Genomic DNA, 21993 nt, shown 5'->3' on the forward strand with positions numbered 1-21993 from the left:
CACCACACCTCACGCCAGAATGTAGATGCCTTGCAGCAGCAAGGCCGGGATTCGAACCCCGTTTACAATGGCGACAATCGCCACCTTAGTCAGTGGCTTTTTTATGCCCGTCACGTTGTACGGTTGTGCCGTGCATGCATGTTATGGCGTGGTTATTTGGGCAGCCATACGGCTGGCCGTTCCATTGTGCGGTAGTTCGAACCTACTTAACCACGCCGCCCAGCGATTCGAACCAATGGGCGACGGTTTACATTTTCACAATGGAGTAACCGCAATGACCACATTATCAGGCAACGATAAAAAGATTGTGTTGGAAGTGTTAACGCAAATGCAGCGTGACATGAGCCGTCCAGACTATAAGCCCCCGCGCCACAAAGGCATGTTTGCCCACCTTAAAGGTAAACAGCTCGAGGATGGGATAAAAGCGACTGTCAAAGTACACATCGAAAACCTTCGTAAGGGTTTATCAGATGAAGAGATGGAAGAAATTCTATACAAGGCTGGATTGGATTATTTGGCGACAATCAACATGCAGGGCAGTGGCGAACTATCCGAAAAAGCATAAGTAACGCTTAGACAATCAAAGCCGATAACCCGCGAAGGCTACCGGCTTTTTTGTGCCTGTCCCTTGGGACACTGACGGGACACTTGCAGATAAACAAAGGCAGTAAGCGGCAACAATCGACAAACAACGAAACAAGATAACAGATTGATTTAATTGTTATTGTTTGTTGTGCTGTTTTGTAAGTTATTGAATTTAACTCACTTTTAATGCGATGGTCGTGCGTTCGAATCGCACACGACCCACCATCCTAACTATTTGAACCGAAAGAGTTTTTTCAGCTGGATTGCCCGTCGAGTTGAAGCAACATCCGCAGCAAGGCGCAAATTTAGGCGCGCTCTGCAATTGTTTGCTCATTGAGGTGGCGTAATGAACCAGCAAAAGCAGCCCTTCTTAGTCCAGTCCGCGACTAAATTTTCAAACAAACCAAACATTTTTTCTAGCACACCGCATCGACAAACGCCTTGGCGGTAAATTGGCTACCCTGGTCGGTGTTGACTCTCCGGTTTAGCGTATCGCCGGAATGCTTGTTCCAACACATCCACTGCATGACAGGCTTCCAGCGTAATCGCCACCTTGGCGGCCAGGACTTTACGGCTGGCCCAATCCACGACAGCAGTGAGGTAAGCAAAACCTTTCGCCATCGGAATATAGGTCGTATCCAACGCCCGCACTTGATGATGTTCATACCACGCAACAAGTAAGGATAGATTTCGTGCCTTGGCGTTTTCTTGCTGGTGTTGGGCTTGCAATACACCGCTTCAATGCCCATCCGGTTCATCAAGGTTTTCGCATGTTTACGGCCAATTTCGATGCCTTGTTCCTGTAATTGGTCGCGCAACATGCGGGCGCCCATGAACGGATGCTTCAAGTGCAGTTGATCCAACCGCTTCATGATGTCGAGTTCCCGCACTGAAACCGGTTTGGGCAGGTAGTACACGCTACCTCGACTAATACCCAACAGCTGTGCTTGCTGGCCAATCGACAGCTTGGATTCACGGTCTATCATCGCTTTGCGCTCGCTCAACTGCTTTTTCCAGTCGACGATTTGGTTTTGATGAACTTCAAACTCCTGGGTTAGCTGAGCCAGGGTTTTGTCACCCGCCAAGGCCGCTAATGCAACTTTGGCTTTGAAGCCGGGTGAATGTTTTCTTCTAGGTTTTTTGGACATCTTCTGCTCCGTTTTTGTGTCCTTTCGGACTACTCAAAAGTAGCAGGTCTTTCGCTTAATGGACTGTTCAATTTTTCGGCGCCAGCTCTACCGATTACAATCCCGTCAGGCTGCATTCGACCAATGGCTTTTTAAGTGTAGTGGAATTTGAAACCCAGTTTTATCAATCAGTCGCTCCTTGATCTGTCCGCGTGAATCGTAAACGCCAAGACGAGTTCTTCATCTTTTCGCAGCGTCAACGGCGTCGGCAGGCCGTCTGAGCCGAGTTGCTTGCCGATAATCGGCTCGATACAGACATATTCCGCGTTTTTATCGCTCCATACGCCGAATGCCAGTGCGATAGGCTGCGCCTGCGGGTTGATCTCGCAGGCCATAGAGGCGGCAAACTCCTCGGTGCTCAGTTTGACCCGGTCGCTAGATGCTGCTGCCGGATAAGCCCGCATGCTATCGTGCGGCAGCGAAGCCACGTCGATCCGAGTGCCGGCAATATCCAGAAAACTGTTCGGCGTAATCGAGAAATACGGGTGAAAGCCGGGGCGTACCAGCGCGGTCTCCGACAGGGCGCGGATGGTCGTGGTGACTTTCAACGTCTTGCTGCGTTGTTCGTTGGTTTCTTCCCAATCGGTAACCACCGCGATATCGCCCCAGTCGTTTTCGTTGGATGGCGACAGGGTCTTTTGATGCGGCAGCGTAACGTCGCAAACCGTAGTGCGGTATTCGCCGTGCTTGATGCTGAAGGGCGGCGACAGTTCCTCGAAATTGGGGATGCAAAGATAAACCCCGCCGCGCGAGCCGCCGCCCGGTTTGTCGTGGAGCGGCGCGACAACGTCGATATCGTCCAGTTGCCATTGGATCAGGGTGCCGGTATCGGTAAATTGCATCGGAAAAATGGTCCTTGTTTTTGACGGTAGTTCGGTATTTGCCCGCGGCGATAGGTGAAATATGCTGTCAGCACGCTACCGCCGCGCGAGGTGTGCGTAGCGCATAGCCATTGGCCGGCCGGTTCAAGATCGGGTTATTGTAAACTTCAAGTGCTCAAATGGGGCAATAGAATGCAGAATAATTTACTTCGGCGAATTAAACGCCGATGGCTTTTTCCAGCGTAACCTCAGCTTTTCGGTAGGCGCTCCATGCAGGCGATCGAACTTTTTTCTCTAGCTAGCCGTGCCGGCGATGACCGGAATTGGTCGTTGCAAACCCGGTTGTTACAGAACGGCGTGCCGACCGCTTGCCAGGTCCCCGGCTACCGGCTGCTACATCAATTCCGAACCGAAACTGGCGACTATTTATTGATTTGCGATTGGGATTGCCCGTTCGAGGAAGCCAGCGAATTCGTGTTGCTCAACCGGGAATTGCAGGTTTTGGCCCGGCGCAGCCTGGCCCTTCCTTACGCGTCGTTCGTGTTGGATGGCGTGGAAATCGTTAGCCCGGACGAATTACGCCTGAACTATTATCCGGATCAGCAATGGGCTCTACGTGTCACAGGCCCTATTCAGTGGCTGCCCGGTTTTCTCGGCCGATGCCGGTTTTTGCGCTGGAGCCGGCGACTGCGCCTCCGGCGTTTGGCCTGACTTGAAAAACTCGGCGATCGGCAGCGTGCGGAATACTGGGCTTTTGCCGGCTTTATCCGGCATACTGCGGGCCAACGGCGCGGCGTATCGCTCGCACTTGCCTTATCGGCCCGGAAAAGAGGCTTTTATGGGAATGAACCTGTTGCTGTTCTGCAAAGAAGACATTTGGCGGCTGGATGAGCGGAGCTTGGCTTGGTGGCCGGCGCTTGGCATCCGTTGTCTGAAAATCGCGATGTTGGCGGTGCAAGGCTTTCGCCGCGATTTATGCCAACTGCGGGCCTCGGCGCTGACTTTGTACAGCATCCTGTCCATCGTGCCGGTGATAGCGATGCTGTTCGGCATCGCCAAGGGCTTCGGCTTCGAAAAACTGCTGCAACGGCAATTGTTGGAGCGGGCGCCGCAACAGGACGAGCTGATGTTGCGCTTGATCGGCTTTGCCCAAAACCTGTTGGCCAAGACCCAGGGCGAAGTGGTGGCCGGGATCGGTATCGCGGTTTTGTTTTGGACCGTGGTCAGCCTGATCGCCAATATCGAAGAGTCGTTCAACTACATCTGGAAAATCGACCAGGGCCGCAGTTGGGGCCGCAAATGCAGCGATTATTTGTCGTTGATGCTGTTGGGACCGGTGCTGTTGATGGCTGCCAGCGGGCTGACCGTGTTCCTGCAGACCCAGGTTGGCTGGTTGGCCGGGGCGATACATCTGCCGGCTGTTGGGGTTTGGTTGGTATTGAAAGCCCTGGGACTGTCGCCGTTGCTACTGATGATCGTGTTGTTCACGGTGGTATTCGTGTTCATGCCGAACCACGCCATCGACTACCGTGCCGGGCTGGCTGCCGGCGCCGTGACCGGCATGCTCTACCACGGCTTACAGTGGGCCTATCTTAGCCTGCAAATCGGCGTGTCCAGTTACAACGCGATCTATGGTAGTTTTGCGGCCTTGCCGCTGTTCGTGGTCTGGTTGCAAAGCTGTTGGATGATTGTGTTGTTCGGTTGCGAGATGGCGTTTTATATCCAGAATTACCCGATTCACCGTCACGGCGACCGTTTCGGAAATCTGAGTTTTTCGTTGAAGAAAATCCTGGCGCTGCAAATCACTCATGCCCTGGTCAAACGCTTCGTTAGCCAGGACGCGCCGCCCACGGCCGAGGAGCTGGCGCGGGATTTGATGATTCCGCTGTCGTTGGTGCAGGCGTTGTTGCATAAGCTGATCGCTAGTCGCATCGTCGTCGAATTTTGCCATCCGGAACAAACGGTCTCGGTGTACCAGCCGGCGGTCGATATAAACATTATCAGTATTGGTTACGTGATCGATGCGTTGGAATGTTGCGGGCAAAACCAGTTGCCGGACATCCAGCCGGAACAGGCTTTTGCCGAAGCCATCGACCGTTTCCGCCAGGCGATGGCGGATAGCGCCGGCAACCGCCTGCTGAAAAACATTTGACGCCGAACGCCGCGGTTAACATCGCTCGCCGGCAATGCGTTACAATGCGGCCAGATTCGATGGAGGCGGTACTTGCATGCACGCGACAACTACTGCCGGGTTTAGCCCGGCGCCAATCCTAGCGGCCTCCTGCTCAATTCTGTTCTTCCATTTAAACCTGCGAGCACACCATGCCAGAAAATATTTCGAATAATGCCCTGATCCTTGCCCTGCTGTCCCTGAACGGCGAAATCGCGATCCAGAAAGACTATTTGGAGTCGGACGAGATTCCGGAAGACGAAGTGGCCGAGGAAGAAGAAGTGCTTGACGATCTCGAGCAGGCATTCATGGAATTCGTCGATGTCTATAAAGCCCGCGCCCAGGCCGATAAAAGCTTGCCGAGCCTTGACGAATTATTGGCCGGCGAGGCTTAACCGGCAATGAAGGTGTTGTACGGTATCAAGAACTGCGACACGGTGAAGAAAGCCAGAGCATTGCTGGATTCGCGCCGTATCGAGTACCGTTTTCACGATTACCGGGTGGACGGACTGGAGCCGGCCTTGCTGCAAAAGTTCGTCGATGCGCTGGGAGTCGATGCCGTTCTGAATCAGCGCAGCACCAGTTGGCGCCAACTCGACGACGAGCAAAAACGCGACCTGACCCCCGAAACAGCCGTGCAGTTGATGTTGGCCGTACCGACTTTGATCAAGCGTCCGATCCTGGACGACGGCCGACAACTACTGGTCGGTTTCAATCCAGAGCAATATCCCAGCGCATAATGACAGAAACGCTTTCCCTGCTGGAGCAGCTGATTCGGCGCGAATCGGTGACTCCCAACGACGCCGGTTGCCAAGACTTGCTGGCCGAACGTCTCGGTAAACTCGGCTTCAGCGACGAACGCCTGAGTTTCGCCGATACCCAAAACCTGTGGCTGCGCCGCGGCAGCGAACCGCCGCTATTCGTGTTTTTGGGGCATACTGACGTGGTGCCGACCGGGCCGTTGACGGCCTGGGATTCGCCGCCGTTCGAGCCGACTATCCGCGATGGCAAGCTCTACGGTCGCGGCGCCGCCGACATGAAAGGCGGCATTGCCGCATTCGTCACCGCGGTTGAACGCTTTATCGGCCAATATCCGCAGCACAAGGGCTCGATTGCGATCATGATGACCAGCGACGAAGAGGGCGCTGCGACGCACGGTGTCGTCAAAGTGGTCGAGGTGCTGGAACAGCGCGGTGAAAAAATCGACTGGTGCCTGGTCGGCGAGCCTTCCAGCGACAAGAGCGTCGGCGACGTGATCCGCGTCGGCCGCCGTGGCTCGCTCTGTGCCAAACTCACCGTGTTTGGCATTCAAGGCCATGTGGCATATCCGGAATTGGCGGAAAATCCGATCCATACCTTCGCGCCGGCTTTGAAAGAATTGACCGAAGAAGTCTGGGACCACGGCAACGCGTTTTTTCCGCCCACCCGGCTGCAGGTGTCCAACATCAACGCCGGCACCGGCGCCGAAAATATCATTCCGGGTCAGGTCGAGGTGCAGTTCAACCTGCGGTTTTGCACCGAACTTGACGAAGCGACCATTAAAGCCCGCACCCAGGCCATTCTGGATAAACACGGTTTTAAATACGACTTGCAATGGCGGCTGTCGGGCAATCCGTTTTTGACGGCGCGCGGTGAATTGATCGACGCCACCCATGCCGCGATCGAAACGGTGTGCGGCTTTCAAACTCAGGACGACACTGGCGGCGGCACCTCGGACGGCCGTTTCATCGCCCCCACCGGAGCCCAGGTCATTGAACTGGGGCCGTTGAATGCCAGTATCCATAAAGTCAACGAACATATCGGTTTGGACGACTTGGAAACGTTGAGCCGGATCTATCAGCAGATTCTGGTCAATCTGCTGGCCTAGTTACGCGGCGAACCCTACTGGTTCGTTAAAGTCGATTAGCGCAACCGGCGTCGCTAACGATCCAACCCTAGGCATGTTCCGAAAATCATGTACTCTTAAGTTCCTGACCACTTGCAGGAACGCCAATTTCGCCGAGTGGGTGCCGAACGGGATTCTGCAACCGGCATCGTCGGATTAGCGAAGCACGCCGAAAACCTCCGCCAAATGGCTGTGTGGTCAACGGCGCTAGAAAAGTCTTACAAACCGCCCTGATAGCGGCCGAGAATGTTTGGGGGGACGCCATGAGTTTTAGCTCAGTTGGATACTCGTCTTTGGCGGTTTATCGGCACTATTCGCCGGTGTTGCTTGTGCTAGCGGTATCGGCGGCGTTTTTGTTTTTTGCCTGGCAGGCGCTCGATCGGCATAACCAACAACGGTTGCGAGAATATTTCGAATTCGAATCGGAGCGAATTGCTTTGCACATCAGCGAGCGCATGGCATTGCATGCGTTAACCCTGCGCAGTGCGGCCGGGGTATTTGCCGCCAGCGATGACGTGACTCGCGACGATTGGCGAGCCTTCGTCGAAATACTGGGGCTGGACCAAAACCATCCCGGAGTGCAAGGCGTCGGTTATGCGCAATGGATCCCGGCTGACCAGTTGCAGGGCCATATCACTCAAATTCGGGCCCAGGGTTTTCCGGATTACGCGCTATCGCCGGACACGCCTCGCCCCAACTATACCAGTATCGTCTACCTCGAGCCCTTCTCCGGTCGCAATTTGCGCGCCTTCGGTTTCGACATGTTTTCCGAGCCGGTGCGGCGGACAGCGATGGAACTGGCGCGCGATACCGGCGAGCTGGCTTATTCCGGCAAGGTGACTTTGGTACAGGAAACCAAAGCCGACGCGCAGCCAGGAATGTTGGCTTACTTTCCGGTATACCGCCATGGTCGGATTCCGCAAACGGTGGAGCAACGCCGTGGTGCTTTGCAAGGTTGGGTATATATCCCATATCGGATGAACGATTTGCTCGGCGCAATCCTCGGTAAACAGTTGTCTGCGCTGAGGCTGGAAATTTTCGACGCCGACCGGCTCGATGCCGCCGGTTTACTGTACGACAGCAGCGACATGCTGGATTTTCGCGAACCTATGACTGGCAGCGATGGAATCAGCTTGAACCGGCGCTTGGACTTGGGCGGAAGGCATTGGACCCTGCGTTTTACCGAGCTGGATGGATTTAGCAAAGCCAGCAAGTTGGAACCACCGTTGGCGGAGTTTCTGGCGGCGGCATTTATCAGTTTTTTGCCGGTGTTTTTCAGTGCGGCCTATATCAAGGCGCGGCGCAGCAGTTTGATTGCGTCCCACTTGACCGAATCATTGAAGCAGAGCGAACGTCGCTTTCGCAGTTTGTTCGAAAACTCGCCGGTCGCCTATGCGGCGTTGGATCGGCGCGGTAATTTGCTGGATGCCAACCCGCAGCTATGCGCATTGCTGGATTATCCGCGCGACGAGCTAATAGGGAAAAATGTGCTGGATTTTCTGGCTGAGGATGCCGATAACAGCTCGGATTTCGGGTTGAAGCTGCAAATGTTGAACCACTATGGCGTGTTGGAATGCGAACTGGGATTGCGCAGAAAGTCCGGCGGCACGATCACGGTCATTCTCGACGGCCGTCTGCAAATCGGCAATGCCGGGCAAGCGATGATTCATTGTATTTTGACCAATATCACCGAGCGCAAACGCGCTGAGGATAAATTGCAATTGGCGGCGCGGGTGTTCGCCGATGCCCACGAGGGGATCACGATCACCGACGCCGATGGTACCATCATCGACGCCAATCCGACCTTTTGCGCGATCACCGGTTATCCACGCGACGAGGTAATCGGCCGTAATCACAATATCCTTAAATCGGGTAAACACGACGCCGAATTCTATAAAAACTTGTGGCAGATGTTGCAGACCGGAGGCTGTTGGCAGGGCGAAATATGGAACCGCAAAAAAAACGGCGAATTATACGTGGAATTGCTGACCATCTCGGCGATGCGCAACCAGAAAGGGCAGATTGTGAATTACGTCGGCTTGTTTTCCGATATCACTCAGTCGAAACTGCACCAACAGGCATTGGAAGAAATGGCGCACCACGATCCGTTGACGCATTTGCCGAACCGGACCTTGTTCACCGACCGCTTTCAGCAGGCCATGGCACGCTGTAAGCGCGACAACACTTTGCTAGGTGTGGTCTACATGGATTTGGATGGCTTCAAACAAATTAACGATAATCTGGGTCACGAGGCCGGCGACCAACTGCTGGTAGAAGTTGCTGCGCGGTTGCGGGCCGGTTTGCGCGAGGGAGATACCGTCTGCCGTTTGGGCGGCGACGAGTTTGCGGTTTTGATGTGCGGCGTAGAGTCGAAACAGCAATGTATACAGGCTGTGGAGCGGATTCATCAGAACGTCGCCCGGCCTTACCAAATCGGTGGACGCGAGGTCCAAATCGGCATCAGTAGCGGCGTTACTTTGTATCCGTTCGATCCGAGCAATCCCGATTATTTGCTGCGCCATGCCGACGAGGCGATGTACCTTGCCAAACAGCGCGGCCGGGATCGATTCGAATTCTACCAGCCGAATTGCAGCCGCGAATTGATTTAGCATTCAGTCAGGCAGCGTTTCAACCCGTTCTGAGTTTATGCGGAGGATATTATGAATTGCCACGAAGTTGATTACCGGATCATAGGCCACGACATCCAGATGGTCGAAATCGAATTGGATCCTAACGAAACGGTGGTTGCCGAAGCCGGTGCGATGACCTATCTGGAGCAGGATATCGAGTTCGAAACCAAGATGGGCGACGGTTCCGGCGGTGTGATGGATAAGCTGTTCGGTATCGGCAAGCGCTTGTTGACCGGCGAATCGGTTTTTCTGACCCATTTCAGCAACCGCGGCGGCCAAAAACGGCAAGTGGCGTTTGCCGCGCCGTTTCCAGGCTCCATCATTGCGCTGAATATGGCGGAGTTGGGGCAGGAAGCGATCTGCCAGAAATCGGCATTTTTGGCAGCGGCGTTCGGTACTCAGGTCGACATCGCTTTTAACAAACGGCTGGGCAGCGGCTTTTTCGGCGGCGAAGGTTTCATTCTGCAACGTTTGCGCGGCGACGGAATGGCCTTTATCCATGCCGGGGGTACGGTGGTGCGCAAAGAATTGCGCAACGAAACCTTGCGCCTGGATACCGGTTGCCTGGTCGCCTTCAGCGGCGACATCGATTACAACATCGCCTTGAGCGGCGGCCTGAAAAGCATGCTGTTCGGTGGTGAGGGTCTGTTTCTGGCAACGTTGAAAGGCACGGGGTCGGTTTGGATCCAAAGCATGCCGTTCTCGCGTCTGGCGGAACGGGTGTTGAGCCAGTATCGACCGCTCGGTCAGGATAGCCAATAACGCCGGTTAGAGCAGGCCGTGTTCGGCGAACGAGAACGGCGGACCGTCGCCGACGATGAAATGGTCCAACACCCGGATATCGAACAAGCCCAAGGCTTGTTTCAGTTTGTCGGTAATCTGCCGGTCGGCCTGGCTGGGTTCGTTGATTCCCGACGGGTGGTTGTGGGCGAAAATCACCGCTGCGGCATGGTGGAATAGCGCCCGCTTAGCGACCTCGCGCGGATAGACGCTGGCGCCGTCTATCGTGCCGCGGAACAATTCCTCCCATTGGATCACTCGGTGCTGGTTATCGAGAAACAGGCAAGCGAAAATTTCGTAACTGTGGCCGCGTAGTTGCGCGCTCAGGTAGGCGCGGGTGATATCGGGGCTGGTCAGCGCGTTGCCGCGTTGCAGAATTTCGGCGAAATGGCGGCGGGCCATTTCCAGCACCGCCTGCAGTTGCGCATATTTGGCGTCGCCCAGGCCGTGACTCTGGCAAAACCGCTCCTGGTCCGCGCCGAGTAACGCACGCAGCGAGCCGTATTCGCTCAGCAGTTCCCGCGCCATGTCCACCGCCGATTTTCCGGCCGTCCCGGTGCGCAGAAAGATCGCCAAAAGTTCGGCGTCGGTCAATGCGCCGGCGCCGCGCTGCAGCAGTTTTTCGCGCGGGCGTTCGTCGGCAGGCCAATTTTTAATGCTCATCAACTCGTTCCGGCCGTTAAGAAACGGTTTTAAGCATAGAAGAATCGGACCGACTTTGCCATAATTCCATAATTAGCCATTTTGGGGCGTGTTATTAACAAGCGAATTTTACTGGGAGTTTGCGGCGGTATCGCGGCTTATAAAGCGGCGGAATTGCTACGCCTGCTGCGCAAGCAAGGCTGCGAGGTCAGGGTGGTGATGACCGCCGCCGCCGCCCGGTTCGTGGCGCCGCTGACTTTCCAGGCCCTGAGCGGACACGGCGTGCACAGCGAACTGCTCGACCCGGAGCAGGAACAGGCGATGAGCCATATCCATCTGGCGCGCTGGGCAGATATGCTATTGATCGCGCCGGCGACCGCCGACGTACTGGCGAAAATGGCGAACGGATTGGCCGACGATTTGTTGTCGACTTTGTATCTGGCCGCCGAATGTCCGGTTTACGTGGCGCCGGCCATGAACCAGGCGATGTGGAACAAATCGGTTACGCAGGACAATATTGCCCGTTTGCAGCAACACGGGGTGGAACTGATCGGGCCGGCGGCCGGCGAGCAGGCTTGCGGCGAACAGGGGTTCGGACGCATGGCCGAGCCGGCCGATATCGTCCAGAGCGTATTGGCCGCGTCAGCAGGCAGTTACCTTGCCGGCCTGAAACTGGTGGTCAGCGCCGGTCCGACCCGCGAGCCGCTGGATCCGGTGCGATTTATCAGTAACCGCAGTTCCGGCAAGATGGGCTATGCGTTAGCTCGGGCTGCGGTCGCCGCCGGCGCCGATGTGACTTTGGTCAGCGGTCCGGTGCATCTGCCGGTTCCGGCCGGCGCCGAGGTGATAAAAGTCGAAACCGCATTGCAGATGCACGCCGCCGTGCTGAACGCTTGCCGTAGCGCCGACGTGTATATCGGTGCCGCCGCGGTTGCGGACTATCGGGCCAAGCAGGTCGCCGAGCACAAGCTGAAAAAAGGCGAAACCGGCGCAGGGATGATTCAGTTGGAAAAGAATCCGGATATCGTCGCCGAGGTTGCCGCATTGCATCCTAAGCCCTGGGTCGTCGGTTTTGCCGCCGAAACCGACGACCTTGAGAACTACGCGCTGGGCAAACTGCGCAGTAAAAATCTGGACATGATTGCCGCTAACTGGGTGGGCCGGGCCGAAGGAGGCTTCGATTCGGAACGCAACGCCTTGCAGGTGTTCTGGCGGGATGGCCGAAAAACGCTGGAGATGGCCGACAAAACCAGTCTGGCGGTTCAGTTATTGCAATTGATTGCCGAGAGAATGCATGAAAAAAATCCAATTAAAAATCCTTGACCCGCGCTTGGGCGAGCAGATCGCTTTACCGGCTTACGCCACGCCGGGTTCGGCCGGGCTGGATTTGCGCGCCTGCCTGGAACAGGCGATGACGCTGCAGCCCGGCCAGACTGCGCTGATTCCGACCGGTCTGGCGATTCATATCGACGATCCGCATTTGGCCGCAGTACTGTTGCCGCGTTCCGGTTTAGGCCATAAACACGGTATCGTGCTAGGTAATCTGGTCGGATTGATCGATTCGGATTATCAGGGGCAAGTGTTCGTGTCTTGTTGGAATCGCGGCATCGAGCCCTTCACCGTTGAAGTCGGCGAACGTATCGCGCAAATGGTGTTCGTGCCGGTCGCGCAAGTGGAATTCGAATGCGTTGCCGAGTTCGATGCCAGCCATCGCGGCAGCGGCGGGTTCGGGCACAGCGGCCGGCATTGATCGAGGCAATCCATGGGGCGCATTTTCAGTATCATCGCCGGCGTTGCCGTTTTTATGGTCTTATTGGCCGGCGGAGGCGCGTATTGGTTTTCGGCGGCGAAAGTCGCCGACACTCAGCAAGCCAGCGTCACTGCCGTGGCGAATGGCATGGCCGTCAGTTTGTCTAGCCAAATCGACACGTTGCAACACGTGGTAGACGGTTTGGCGCAAGCGCCGGACGTGGTCGCCGCATTGAGCCCGGAGAATCTGGATGCCGCGGCGCGTAACGCGGTGGCGGCGAGATTGCAGCTGGTGATTCCGAATGCGCTGAAAGTGCGCTTGTTGCCGGCCAACGTCAGCGAGCCCGATTTGGCCCAGGCGCCGAATATGGGGTTTGCCGATCTGGAAATGGTCAGAGCCACGCTTGCCGCCAATCAGAAGCCGTCGGTACAAGGCGAGGGCGAACACCGGCACTTGGCAATCACCAGTCTGGTCAGCAAAAATCAGCAGCCGATCGGCGTCATTCTGGTCAGCTTGAAGCCGGATGTTTTGCAATTGTTGATAGGCAAGACCAATTTCAACGGCGGTTTCGTTGAAGTCCGCCAAGAGACCGCCGTGTTGGCCAGCGCCGGCAATCCGGCTGCCAAACTAGACGATCCGCAATCCATGCCGTTGATCAACAGCCGCTGGCAACTGGATTTGTGGATAGGCGAGGCCACCGAACTGGCCGACGTGGTGCTGTTTCTCTGCATCATTCTGATTCCGGCGCTGTTGGTAAGTCTGGCGTTTTTTATCGGTTACCGAAAATTGGCCGACTACTTGCGGCACGACCAGAGCAGTATCTTGAAAGCGGCCAAGGATATGATGACCGGCAAAAGCGCCGGCCATTACCCGGTGCAATTGGATGAAATGCGGCCCATCGTCTCGACCATGGCCCAATTCAAGCGCACCCTGGAGCACGACAAGCAACCCGAGAAAGCGATCGAAGTCGACGAAGGTTTCGATTTTTTCGAGGAGTCGTTCGATATGGATTTTGTCGAGCCTTCTCAGGCTGCTGCCGCACCGGCCCAGTATGCCAGCGTTCCGGTGGCGTTGGCTTCGGCGCCGGTTAATTTACCGGCAGCGGAGCCAACGCCGGCCGTAGCCGCCGCCAAGCCGGCGCTCAAGGCCGTCGATATTTTCAAGGCCTACGACATTCGCGGCGTAGTCGGGCGTGAGTTGACGCCGGAAACCGTGCGGGCGATCGGTGTGTTGTTCGCAAACGAGGCCCGGCAACAGCAGGTCGGCACCGTGGTGTTGGGGCGCGACGGCCGGCTATCCAGCCCCGAGTTGGCGGATGCGTTGGCCCAGGGCCTGACTGCCGGCGGTTGCGATGTCTTGGATATCGGTCTGGTGCCCACGCCGCTGCTGTATTTCGTTGCCCACCACAGCGAAGGGCGGAGCGGGGTCATGGTTACCGGCAGCCATAACCCGAAACAATACAACGGCATCAAACTGGTTTTGAACGGCGAGACGCTGTCCGGCGAAAAATTGCAGCAATTGAAAAAGCGTCTGGAAGCGGGTGATTACAGTCAGGCAGAGCCGGGTTCGATTCAACGCAACAGTCTGTTCAGCAACGAATATATCGGCATGATTACGGAAGACCTGCATTTAGTGCGGCCGATGAAAGTGGTGGTCGATTGCGGCAATGGTGCGGCCGGACGGTTGGCGCCGATGTTGTTGAAAACTCTGGGTTGCGAAGTGGTCGAGCTGTTTTGCGAAATCGACGGCAACTTCCCCAACCACCACCCTGATCCGAGCCAACCGGAAAATCTGGCCGATTTGGTTTCGGCCGTCAAACACTACGCCGCCGATATCGGTCTGGCTTTCGACGGCGACGGCGACCGTTTGGGTGTGGTCGATTCGACCGGCAAAATCATCTGGCCGGACCGGCAGATGATGTTATTCGCCCGCGATGTGCTTACGCATAAACCGGGTTCGGAGATCATTTACGACGTTAAATGTTCGCGGCATTTGCACGACCAGATCGTCAAGCGTGGCGGCCGGCCGCTGATGTGGAAAAGCGGGCATTCGCTGATGAAAGCCAAGGTGAAAGAAACCTCGGCGGCGCTGGCCGGCGAAATGAGCGGGCACATCTTTTTCAACGACCGCTGGTTCGGTTTCGACGACGCGCTTTATGCCGGCGCGCGTTTGATCGAAATTCTGTCCAACGACATGCGCGGCAGCGGCGACGTGTTTGCCGATCTGCCGGACAGCATCAATACGCCGGAACTGCACGTTGCAGTTGCGGAAGGGGAGGGGCCCGCTTTCATGGAGCGCTTGTCGGCACTGGCCGAGTTTAAGGACGGCAAGATTAACAATATCGACGGCATGCGCGTCGAATTTGCCGACGGTTGGGGCTTGGTCCGGGCGTCCAATACCACGCCGGTACTGACCGTACGTTTCGAAGCGGATACCCAGGAAGCCATGCAGCGGATCCAGGCCCGCTTCAGGCAATTACTGCTGCAAATCAATCCCGAACTTCATTTGCCATTTTAATTTAGCGAGACAATGAAAGAAAAAACCGCACATCAGATTGCCCACGTTCTCATCGAAGCCCTGCCTTATATTCAGAAATTCAAGGGCAGGACGGTCGTGATCAAGTTCGGCGGCAACGCCATGGTCGACGACGCGTTGAAGCACAGCTTCGCCCGCGACATCGTGTTGATGAAGTTGGTGGGGATCAACCCTATCGTAGTGCACGGCGGCGGCCCGCAGATCGGTAATTTGTTGGGAAGATTGGGCAAGACCTCCGAATTCGTCGACGGCATGCGCGTCACCGACAGCGAGACCATGGATGTCGTCGAAATGGTATTGGGCGGTTTGGTCAACAAAGAGATCGTCAATTTGATCAACGTTCACGGTGGCAAGGCGGTGGGTTTGACCGGTAAGGACGGAAATTTCATCCACGCCCGCAAAATCAACATCACCAAAGCAGGGGCGTCGCTGGACGATGCGCCGGAAATCATCGATCTGGGGCATGTCGGCGAGGTCAGCAGCATCGATCCGGCGGTGGTGGAAATGCTGGGCAACAGCGATTTTATTCCGGTGATTGCGCCTATCGGTGTCGGCAAGGACGGTCATTCCTACAATATCAACGCCGATCTGGTGGCGGGCAAGGTCGCCGAGGTGTTGAAAGCCGAAAAACTGATGCTGCTGACCAATACGCCGGGCATTTTGGATAAACAAGGCAATTTGCTGACCGGATTGACCTTGACCGATATCGATAACTTAATCGCCGACGGTACGATATCGGGCGGCATGATTCCGAAGACCCGCTGCGCGACCGATGCCTTGAAAGGCGGCGTCACCAGCGTTCATATCATCGACGGCCGGGTCGACCATGCCGTGTTACTGGAATTGTTTACCGACCAAGGCGTCGGTACCTTACTGTTGCGCCGCTAACTGAGATTGGATATACGGGGCGAACGCTTCGCGAATGGCTTGGGCCTTGGCGCTGGCGCACAGCTCGACCCCAAGGCTGGATTGGCGGCAGCGAATGTCGAGAAAGATTTGGCGGACGTTGTTGTTTTCCAGCAGCGACGCCGATAGGCTCAAGTCGGTATCGGTCTGCGGCGCGGCGCGCATGATCAGCTTTTCGCTTTCCACGTCTTGACCGGTGGTGGAGTTGCTGGCGACGAATCCGCCGGCGATTTTCCAGGCTTTTTCGCATTGATCGGCATCTTCGCAGACGAACAGGCCTAATTCGTTACTAGCGTTGCTGGCGGCTAACGAGGATTTATCGGTTTTCCCGGTTCTTTGGGTTTGGGTCAAAAACTGAAAACGGGCGATATCGGCTTTGAATTCTTTTTCGCTGTTCTGCCGTTCCGCCTGGTGGCGTTGCAGATCTTGTTTGGCAAATTCGATTTGCTGTTTGCTGGCGGCGATGTCCTTGAGTAATTTATCGGGCAATTTGCTGCCGCTGCGTTCCAGATTGGCCGCTTGCTGTTGCTGTTGGCGGAGTTGGGATTCCAGCAATTCGATATTGCCCTCGATTACCTTGCGTGCGGCGTCGAGCGCCGCGGTTTTGTTGGCGATCGCTTTCTGCAAATCTTCGATGTTGCGAAAGGTACTCAACAAGACTTTATCGTTGGCCGCTTGCTTGGCGATGATCTTTTCCTGTTCCTTGCGCAGTTCGTCCAGCCGCTTTTGCTGGGCGATTTGTTCGGCAGATTTGGCTTTTTCCACGACATCCGTGACTCTGGCCTTCTCGTTCAAGGTCTCCCGTTTGTGCTGGACCTGGTCGGGCGGCACTTGGTCGGAAAAATAGACGTTACCGTTATCGTCGACCCAGCGGTACATTTTTTTGGCAAAAGCCGGACCGGTAGCCAGCATCGGCATCGCCAGCGCGAGCGCCAGTAGGGTGCGTTTGGCGGAGTTGTTCGGTGTGACCATGTCCCGGCTACCCGATTAACCCAGGATCGTAGCCAGCTGATGTAGCGGCGGCAACACCATCATTTTCGCCAGTTGCAACAGCACCAGTGCCGCCAACGGCGACAGGTCGATGCCGCCCAAGTCGGGCAAGACTCTGCGGCAGACGTTCAACAACGGTTCGGTCAGGCTATACAGAATCGACGAGGCGCTGCCGTAATTGCCGGGAGCGAACCAGCTCAGGATCGCGGCGGCGAAAATCGCATAGACGAAAATGTCCAGCAGCATTTTTATCAGATCGGTAAACGATAGCAGCAGCAGAGCGACCACACTGATCGACAGGCCTTTCAGCGCCAGAATCGAAAAATTGGCAACCATCTGCAGTACCAGGGCCAGCACCAGCGAGGAACTGTCGATGCGGCCGATTGCCGGGATGAAGCGGCGCATGATCCGTAGCGGCGGATGGGTGATCTTGACCAGAAACTGCGAAATCGGATTGTAAAAATCGGCTTGGGTCCATTGCAGCAAAAAACGTAGGGCAACCGCCAGAATATACAGCGAGAACAGCGTGTCGATCAGAAACACCAAGGGGTCGGTCATGTAGTTGCTGCCCATCAGTCGGCTCCGAGTTGTTTTGACATTTCAATCGAGCGGTCCCTAGCGGCGTGCAGGGCTTTCGATACCAAATCTACGAAGCCGTGTTGCAGAAACGTTTCGACGGCTTGCTGAGTTGTGCCGCCCGGCGATGTTACCCGCGCCCGCAGTTGCGCCGGAGATTCGGCGGATTCCAAGGCAATTTTCGCCGCGCCCAGCGCGGTTTGTTGAATCAATAAGCGCGCCGAATGTTCGTCCAGGCCCAATTCCAAAGCGGCCTGCTCCATCGCTTCCATCAGCAGAAAAAAATAGGCCGGGCCGCTGCCGGAGACGGCAGTAACGGCGTCGAGTTTGGCCTCATCGTCGAACCATAACGTCAAGCCGACGGCGCGCAGGATGTTCTCGGCCAGGTCTTTCTGTTCCTCATTGACTTGCGGATTGGCGTGCAATGCTGTGGCACCGGTTTGCACCAAGGCAGGAGTGTTGGGCATGCAGCGCACGATAGCGGTGTTGGCGCCCAGCCACAGCGCCAAGCTTTGTTGGCCGATGCCGGCGGCGATCGACACTAGCAGAATGTTCTTTTGTTTCAGTTGCGGTGCGATTTGCAAGCAGACGTCTCGTAAAATCTGCGGTTTTACCGCCAGAACCACTACGTCGGCTTCGTTGACGATCTCAGCGTTATCGGCGGAAATATTGACGTGCAATTGATCGGCGTGTGACTGCAACGTTTCGGGAACGGCATCGGATACCCAAATTTGCTGAGGCGAGTGGCCGCTGGCTATCAGGCCGCGCATCAAGCTGGTTGCCATATTGCCGCCGCCGATAAAACCGATTGTTTTTGTGTTCATAGCTTACTGAAAAATAAATTGTATCGTGATGGAAACCGCTGTTGGCAGCGCATTCTACATGACAATGGTGGCGGCGCATTAAATCTCAAGCCGTAGCCGATTCCCGGAATCCGATATGCCGCGGGCGGAAACCGGATAGCAGCAGCGCGCTGCCGTAAACGATTATCGCCAAGCCGATTGTCGCCGCCAAATTCAGGCCGCGCTGGGCGGCGTTCCAATTCAGCCATAAGCCGGCATCGACAAAATAGTACAAAAATGCCGACATGGCTGCGTTGGCCGCCACAATCCGTCCAATATAACCATACCAACCGGCGCAAGGTTGGTAAATGCGTGTCGCGACCAGGTTGCGTAACAACAGCAGTGCGTTGAGATAGGCGGATAAGGTGGTCGCCAAGGCGACTCCGGCATGAGCCAAAGGCCAGACCAAAATCAGGTTGAAGGCCACATTGGCAATCATCGAATACCCGCCGAATCGTGTCGGTGTCTGGGTGTCGTGGCGGGAGGTAAAGCCGGGTGCCAGCACTTTGATTAGCATAAAAGCCAACAAGCCCAGCGAATATGCGATCAGGCTGCGGCCCGCCATCTTGACGTCGCCGCCGTCGAATTCGTTATATTGGAATAATGTGGACAATAACGGTTCGGCCAGTAAGGCCAAGCCTAACGTGGCCGGCATGCCGATTAGCAGTGTCAGTTTCAAGCCCCAATCCAACGCCTTGGAAAATCCAAGCTGGTCCGACGAGGCATGATGCGCCGACAGATGCGGCAAAATCACGGTCGCTACGGCAATGCCGAGGATGCCCAGCGGGAATTCGACCAGGCGGTCCGAGTAATAGAGCCAGGATACGCTGCCCGGAGCCAGAAACGAGGCCACCAAGGTGCCGAACAGCAGGTTGACCTGCACGACCGAGACTCCGAAAATCGCCGACGGCATTCGGATCAGCATGCGTCTTACGTCCGGGTCGCGGTAGGCCCAGCGCGGTCGCGGTAGCAAGCCGATGCGCAACAACGGCGGAATTTGAAATGCCAACTGTATTGCTCCGGCCGCGAATACGCCCCAGGCCAGCGCGACAATCGGTTCGTCCATCAGCGGCGCCAGCCAGATCGCGGCAGCGATCATCGCGAGGTTGAGTACTACCGGCGTCAAAGCCGGAACCGCAAAACGGCCTTGAGCATTCAATATTGCGCCGGCAAAAGCGACCAGCGTGACGAAAAACAGGTAGGGGAATGTGATGCGTAGCATTTGCACCGCCAACTCGTACTGGCTGCCTTCCCACAAAAATCCCGGCGCAAACAACATGATCAACAACGGTGCCGCAGCGACTCCGGCTAGTGCGGCCAGAACCAGCAAAGCTGCCAAGGTGCCCGAGCTACGGCTGATAAACAGGCGTAAAGCTTCCCGGCTGCCTTTTTGGTTATAATCGGCCAGCAGCGGCACGAAGGCTTGGGCGAAAGCGCCTTCGGCAAATAAGCGGCGCAAAAAATTGGGAATGCGGAATGCTACGAAGAAGGCGTCGGTTGCGGCATTGACGCCGAAAATATTGGCGAACAGCATGTCTCTGGCGAAGCCCATCAACCGCGAAATCAAGGTCATACTGCCGACGATGGCGGTTGATTTGAAAAGCTGTTTACTCACGAATCTTCCCGTCTATTCAGACAGAGCTAAAAATTTGACAATCATAGCATTCAAAAAGATAATACGCGGTTCCAAATTCACTGAAACAAATTGATAGACTATGGCTAATTCACCACAAGCTAGAAAAAGAGCGCGTCAGGCAGAGAAAAGCCGTATTCGCAATGCCGGACAGCGCAGCAACTTACGCACTTTCATCAAAAAAGTGATCGCCGCTGTTAGAGCAGGCGATAAAGAGCAAGCGCAAGCCGCATTTAAAGTGGCAGTCCCCGTTATCGATTCAGCCGTCAATAAAGGCTTGATCCACAAAAATAAAGCCGCTCGCAGCAAAAGCAGACTAAACAGCAGACTGCGCGCCATGGCTTAAATTCGATCAGTTGCCGATCGATTCCGAAAGCCCGGATGTTTTTCATCCGGGCTTTTTTGTGCCTGGGTGTTTTTTGGACTACCGGGCACTGCGGTTTTACCTGTCGCGTCCGTTCGATTGCGCGGCTCAGTTAAAGTAACTCCAGGGATATTCCGGCCGCAGAATCGGCTTGAAACCGGCCGGTACCGGAAATGGGGCGCTGACGAATTCGTAGACGCCGACCAACTCTCGGCTCACGATCATGCCTAAGCCCATCGCCAATCCTATAGGCAATCCCGCGGCGCCCTTGGCGTTCGTTTCTTTGACGATATTGCCGGGGAGCTCAAGGAAGCCGCAAGTCATCCCCGCCAATCCGCGGCCGAACTTTTGCGCCGCAGTATCGGCATTGGCATTCTGGCCGGTCATGCTAGCCAACGCCAGCGCTGTCGAAATCAATATTTTGTGAAATGTTTGCAAGTTTCCCCCCTCAAAAAAATTAAGTGTGACCGATTTGCTACCCCGTGGTGTGGCGCTGCTCGGAACAACAGATGTTGATAACTCTACTGCGAACAGACAGCCTGTTTGTTTCGGCTAGGGCAGACTTTTTGTCGGCCGCGTTTGCGCCCAATAAACAAGCTGCTAATCTGTTACAGCTTAAGAATATCAGTAAAAGGTAATCGCCATGAATAACCATGATCAAGCCAAGCTGCGCTGGGGAATACTCGGGGCCGCGCGCATCAACGAGCGTCTGCTGCCCGCTATAGTCGAAGCTCAAAATTCCGAATTGGTGGGGATAGCCAGTCGGCGGCCGGGAGCTGCCGCGCAGACCCTGAAGCAATACGCCCCCTGTTATCCCAATGTCCAAAGTTACGACAACCTGGACAGCTTGCTTAATGACGAAGACGTGCAAGCCATTTATTTGCCGATGGCCAACCACGAGCATGCTGAGTGGACGTTGCGAGCCATCGAGCACCGCAAACACGTACTCTGCGAAAAACCGATGGCTTTGACCGTGGCTGACATTGATGCCATCGAAACCGCCGCCCGCCGCTACCGGGTGACGGTCATGGAAGGGTTTATGTACCGTTTCCATCCGCAGCATGCCCGGGTATTGGAATTGATCCGCTCTGGATTGATCGGCGAGGTGCGGTCGGTACGGGCTAGCTATTCGTTCATGATGCGGCCGGCGCGGATGTACCGGCTGGCGGAGGATGTTTCGCGCGGCGGCGGCGCCATGTGGGATATCGGTTGTTATGCGATCCATTCGTTGCGGATGTTTTTTCAGCAGGCGCCGCGCACGGTTGCCGCCTTATCGAAGTATGTCGAGAGCGGTGCCGACATCACCACCAGCGGGGTGCTGGATTTCGGCGACGGCAAATTCGGCCATTTCGATTTCAGTTTCGAGCGGGCGCGACGTTGCGAATACGAAATCATCGGCACCCAGGGCGGTATCAAGTGCCACGTAGTCTGGCAATTGCCGGGCGATATCCCGATCATTTCCTGGTGGACCGAGGATGGCCGCTTTGCCGAAGAACGGATGCCGGCGGCCAACCATTTCCGTTTGGAGATCGAGCACTTCAGCGATTGCGCGCTAAACGGCAAGCAGCCGCAATTGTCATTCGACGACGCCCGCGACAATTGCCGGACGATTGTCGCCGCGTTGCAATCGGCCGCAGAAGGGCGGACGGTAAAAATTTAGCTGAACGCGCGCCGGCCCGGACTTGAATCCGGGCCGG

At 55.9% G+C, this 21993-nt stretch carries 21 protein-coding genes and 1 pseudogene; 14 read left to right on the forward strand and 8 right to left on the reverse strand.

Annotated elements, in window-relative coordinates:
- Positions 1–67: 67 nt before the first annotated feature.
- Positions 68–565 (forward strand): hypothetical protein, encoded by a 498-nt coding sequence (locus NP603_RS20640; RefSeq protein ID WP_256612753.1) that lies wholly within the window; start codon positions 68–70, stop codon positions 563–565.
- A gap of 454 nt (positions 566–1019) precedes the next feature.
- On the opposite strand, the pseudogene NP603_RS20645 reads toward NP603_RS20640, so the two are convergent.
- Positions 1020–1733, reverse strand: a pseudogene (locus tag NP603_RS20645) (DDE-type integrase/transposase/recombinase); the annotation flags it as partial.
- A 167-nt stretch (positions 1734–1900) separates the two neighbouring features.
- The gene (locus NP603_RS20650) at positions 1901–2614 is read right to left on the reverse strand and encodes an aldose epimerase family protein (protein ID WP_256612754.1); all 714 of its coding nucleotides are present in this window, start codon (positions 2612–2614) and stop codon (positions 1901–1903) included.
- Positions 2615–2923: 309 nt separating this feature from the next.
- Here NP603_RS20650 and NP603_RS20655 point away from each other — a divergent pair, with 309 nt between their 5' ends.
- The 7 genes from NP603_RS20655 to NP603_RS20685 all read left to right on the forward strand — a co-directional run bounded on the left by NP603_RS20655 (position 2924) and on the right by NP603_RS20685 (position 10040).
- On the forward strand, positions 2924–3304 hold the full coding sequence (locus tag NP603_RS20655) for a hypothetical protein (protein WP_256612755.1): 381 nt from the start codon (positions 2924–2926) through the stop codon (positions 3302–3304).
- A gap of 127 nt (positions 3305–3431) precedes the next feature.
- Positions 3432–4745 carry a YihY/virulence factor BrkB family protein gene (locus tag NP603_RS20660; RefSeq protein WP_256612756.1) on the forward strand — a complete coding sequence of 438 codons (1314 nt, stop codon included), beginning with the start codon at positions 3432–3434 and terminating at the stop codon, positions 4743–4745.
- 170 nt (positions 4746–4915) lie between these two features.
- Positions 4916–5158, forward strand: coding sequence for a hypothetical protein (locus NP603_RS20665; protein WP_256612757.1), 243 nt, complete (start codon positions 4916–4918; stop codon positions 5156–5158).
- A 6-nt stretch (positions 5159–5164) separates the two neighbouring features.
- A complete protein-coding gene (locus tag NP603_RS20670) occupies positions 5165–5503 on the forward strand; it encodes an ArsC family reductase (protein ID WP_256612758.1) in 339 nt (112 codons plus the stop codon).
- A complete protein-coding gene (dapE, locus tag NP603_RS20675; protein WP_256612759.1) occupies positions 5503–6630 on the forward strand; it encodes a succinyl-diaminopimelate desuccinylase in 1128 nt (375 codons plus the stop codon). Before NP603_RS20670 ends, dapE begins: the two co-directional genes overlap by 1 nt.
- 281 nt (positions 6631–6911) lie before the next feature.
- Entirely contained in the window at positions 6912–9257 is a 2346-nt protein-coding gene (locus NP603_RS20680) for a sensor domain-containing diguanylate cyclase (protein ID WP_256612760.1), read from the forward strand.
- Between the two features lie 51 nt (positions 9258–9308).
- On the forward strand, positions 9309–10040 hold the full coding sequence (locus NP603_RS20685) for a TIGR00266 family protein (protein WP_256612761.1): 732 nt from the start codon (positions 9309–9311) through the stop codon (positions 10038–10040).
- 6 nt (positions 10041–10046) lie between these two features.
- On the opposite strand, the gene radC is transcribed toward NP603_RS20685, so the two are convergent.
- Complete coding sequence (gene radC, locus NP603_RS20690) at positions 10047–10721, reverse strand: RadC family protein (protein ID WP_256612762.1); 675 nt, start codon at positions 10719–10721, stop codon at positions 10047–10049.
- A gap of 81 nt (positions 10722–10802) precedes the next feature.
- Here radC and coaBC point away from each other — a divergent pair, with 81 nt between their 5' ends.
- From coaBC to argB, 4 genes are read left to right on the forward strand one after another with little or no spacing between them, the layout of a single operon-like run.
- Positions 10803–12023: a bifunctional phosphopantothenoylcysteine decarboxylase/phosphopantothenate--cysteine ligase CoaBC gene (gene coaBC, locus NP603_RS20695; RefSeq protein ID WP_256612764.1), complete on the forward strand. Its 1221-nt coding sequence runs from the start codon at positions 10803–10805 to the stop codon at positions 12021–12023.
- A complete protein-coding gene (dut, locus tag NP603_RS20700; RefSeq protein WP_256612766.1) occupies positions 11995–12450 on the forward strand; it encodes a dUTP diphosphatase in 456 nt (151 codons plus the stop codon). The genes coaBC and dut overlap by 29 nt, the downstream gene beginning before the upstream one ends.
- A gap of 12 nt (positions 12451–12462) precedes the next feature.
- Entirely contained in the window at positions 12463–14967 is a 2505-nt protein-coding gene (locus NP603_RS20705; protein WP_256612767.1) for a phosphomannomutase/phosphoglucomutase, read from the forward strand.
- Positions 14968–14979: 12 nt separating this feature from the next.
- Positions 14980–15873, forward strand: coding sequence for an acetylglutamate kinase (argB, locus tag NP603_RS20710; RefSeq protein ID WP_256612768.1), 894 nt, complete (start codon positions 14980–14982; stop codon positions 15871–15873).
- Here the strand turns inward: argB and NP603_RS20715 are convergent.
- The 4 genes from NP603_RS20715 to murJ all read right to left on the reverse strand — a co-directional run bounded on the left by NP603_RS20715 (position 15856) and on the right by murJ (position 19914).
- Positions 15856–16863 carry a DUF4124 domain-containing protein gene (locus NP603_RS20715; protein ID WP_256612769.1) on the reverse strand — a complete coding sequence of 336 codons (1008 nt, stop codon included), beginning with the start codon at positions 16861–16863 and terminating at the stop codon, positions 15856–15858. The two genes, argB and NP603_RS20715, sit on opposite strands and share 18 nt — an antisense overlap.
- 15 nt (positions 16864–16878) lie before the next feature.
- Positions 16879–17454, reverse strand: a complete 576-nt coding sequence (locus NP603_RS20720) for a YggT family protein (RefSeq protein WP_256612770.1) — start codon at positions 17452–17454, stop codon at positions 16879–16881.
- Complete coding sequence (proC, locus tag NP603_RS20725) at positions 17454–18281, reverse strand: pyrroline-5-carboxylate reductase (protein WP_256612771.1); 828 nt, start codon at positions 18279–18281, stop codon at positions 17454–17456. The genes NP603_RS20720 and proC overlap by 1 nt, the downstream gene beginning before the upstream one ends.
- 85 nt (positions 18282–18366) lie before the next feature.
- A complete protein-coding gene (gene murJ / locus NP603_RS20730) occupies positions 18367–19914 on the reverse strand; it encodes a murein biosynthesis integral membrane protein MurJ (RefSeq protein WP_256612772.1) in 1548 nt (515 codons plus the stop codon).
- Between the two features lie 100 nt (positions 19915–20014).
- Here murJ and rpsT point away from each other — a divergent pair, with 100 nt between their 5' ends.
- Positions 20015–20278, forward strand: a complete 264-nt coding sequence (gene rpsT / locus NP603_RS20735; protein ID WP_064025444.1) for a 30S ribosomal protein S20 — start codon at positions 20015–20017, stop codon at positions 20276–20278.
- Positions 20279–20404: 126 nt separating this feature from the next.
- On the opposite strand, the gene NP603_RS20740 is transcribed toward rpsT, so the two are convergent.
- Positions 20405–20734 (reverse strand): exosortase system-associated protein, TIGR04073 family, encoded by a 330-nt coding sequence (locus NP603_RS20740; protein WP_256612773.1) that lies wholly within the window; start codon positions 20732–20734, stop codon positions 20405–20407.
- A gap of 205 nt (positions 20735–20939) precedes the next feature.
- Here NP603_RS20740 and NP603_RS20745 point away from each other — a divergent pair, with 205 nt between their 5' ends.
- Entirely contained in the window at positions 20940–21956 is a 1017-nt protein-coding gene (locus NP603_RS20745; RefSeq protein ID WP_256612774.1) for a Gfo/Idh/MocA family protein, read from the forward strand.
- The last annotated feature ends 37 nt before the right edge of the window (positions 21957–21993 follow it).

It is taken from the genome of Methylomonas aurea (genome assembly GCF_024505045.1).
GTDB classification, from domain to species: Bacteria; Pseudomonadota; Gammaproteobacteria; order Methylococcales; family Methylomonadaceae; genus Methylomonas; species Methylomonas aurea.

Excerpts from the sequence above, each read along its gene's own strand:
- NP603_RS20670 (WP_256612758.1), top strand. The coding sequence starts at position 5,165 with ATGAAGGTGTTGTACGGTATCAAGAACTGCGACACGGTGAAGAAAGCC.
- NP603_RS20680 (WP_256612760.1), top strand. The coding sequence starts at position 6,912 with ATGAGTTTTAGCTCAGTTGGATACTCGTCTTTGGCGGTTTATCGGCAC.
- NP603_RS20685 (WP_256612761.1), top strand. The coding sequence starts at position 9,309 with ATGAATTGCCACGAAGTTGATTACCGGATCATAGGCCACGACATCCAG.
- NP603_RS20660 (WP_256612756.1), top strand. The coding sequence starts at position 3,432 with ATGGGAATGAACCTGTTGCTGTTCTGCAAAGAAGACATTTGGCGGCTG.
- NP603_RS20640 (WP_256612753.1), top strand. The coding sequence starts at position 68 with ATGGCGACAATCGCCACCTTAGTCAGTGGCTTTTTTATGCCCGTCACG.
- dut (WP_256612766.1), top strand. The coding sequence starts at position 11,995 with ATGAAAAAAATCCAATTAAAAATCCTTGACCCGCGCTTGGGCGAGCAG.
- proC (WP_256612771.1), bottom strand. The coding sequence starts at position 18,281 with ATGAACACAAAAACAATCGGTTTTATCGGCGGCGGCAATATGGCAACC.
- radC (WP_256612762.1), bottom strand. The coding sequence starts at position 10,721 with ATGAGCATTAAAAATTGGCCTGCCGACGAACGCCCGCGCGAAAAACTG.
- NP603_RS20705 (WP_256612767.1), top strand. The coding sequence starts at position 12,463 with ATGGGGCGCATTTTCAGTATCATCGCCGGCGTTGCCGTTTTTATGGTC.
- NP603_RS20650 (WP_256612754.1), bottom strand. The coding sequence starts at position 2,614 with ATGCAATTTACCGATACCGGCACCCTGATCCAATGGCAACTGGACGAT.
- argB (WP_256612768.1), top strand. The coding sequence starts at position 14,980 with ATGAAAGAAAAAACCGCACATCAGATTGCCCACGTTCTCATCGAAGCC.
- NP603_RS20665 (WP_256612757.1), top strand. The coding sequence starts at position 4,916 with ATGCCAGAAAATATTTCGAATAATGCCCTGATCCTTGCCCTGCTGTCC.
- NP603_RS20745 (WP_256612774.1), top strand. The coding sequence starts at position 20,940 with ATGAATAACCATGATCAAGCCAAGCTGCGCTGGGGAATACTCGGGGCC.
- dapE (WP_256612759.1), top strand. The coding sequence starts at position 5,503 with ATGACAGAAACGCTTTCCCTGCTGGAGCAGCTGATTCGGCGCGAATCG.
- NP603_RS20720 (WP_256612770.1), bottom strand. The coding sequence starts at position 17,454 with ATGGGCAGCAACTACATGACCGACCCCTTGGTGTTTCTGATCGACACG.
- rpsT (WP_064025444.1), top strand. The coding sequence starts at position 20,015 with ATGGCTAATTCACCACAAGCTAGAAAAAGAGCGCGTCAGGCAGAGAAA.
- NP603_RS20715 (WP_256612769.1), bottom strand. The coding sequence starts at position 16,863 with ATGGTCACACCGAACAACTCCGCCAAACGCACCCTACTGGCGCTCGCG.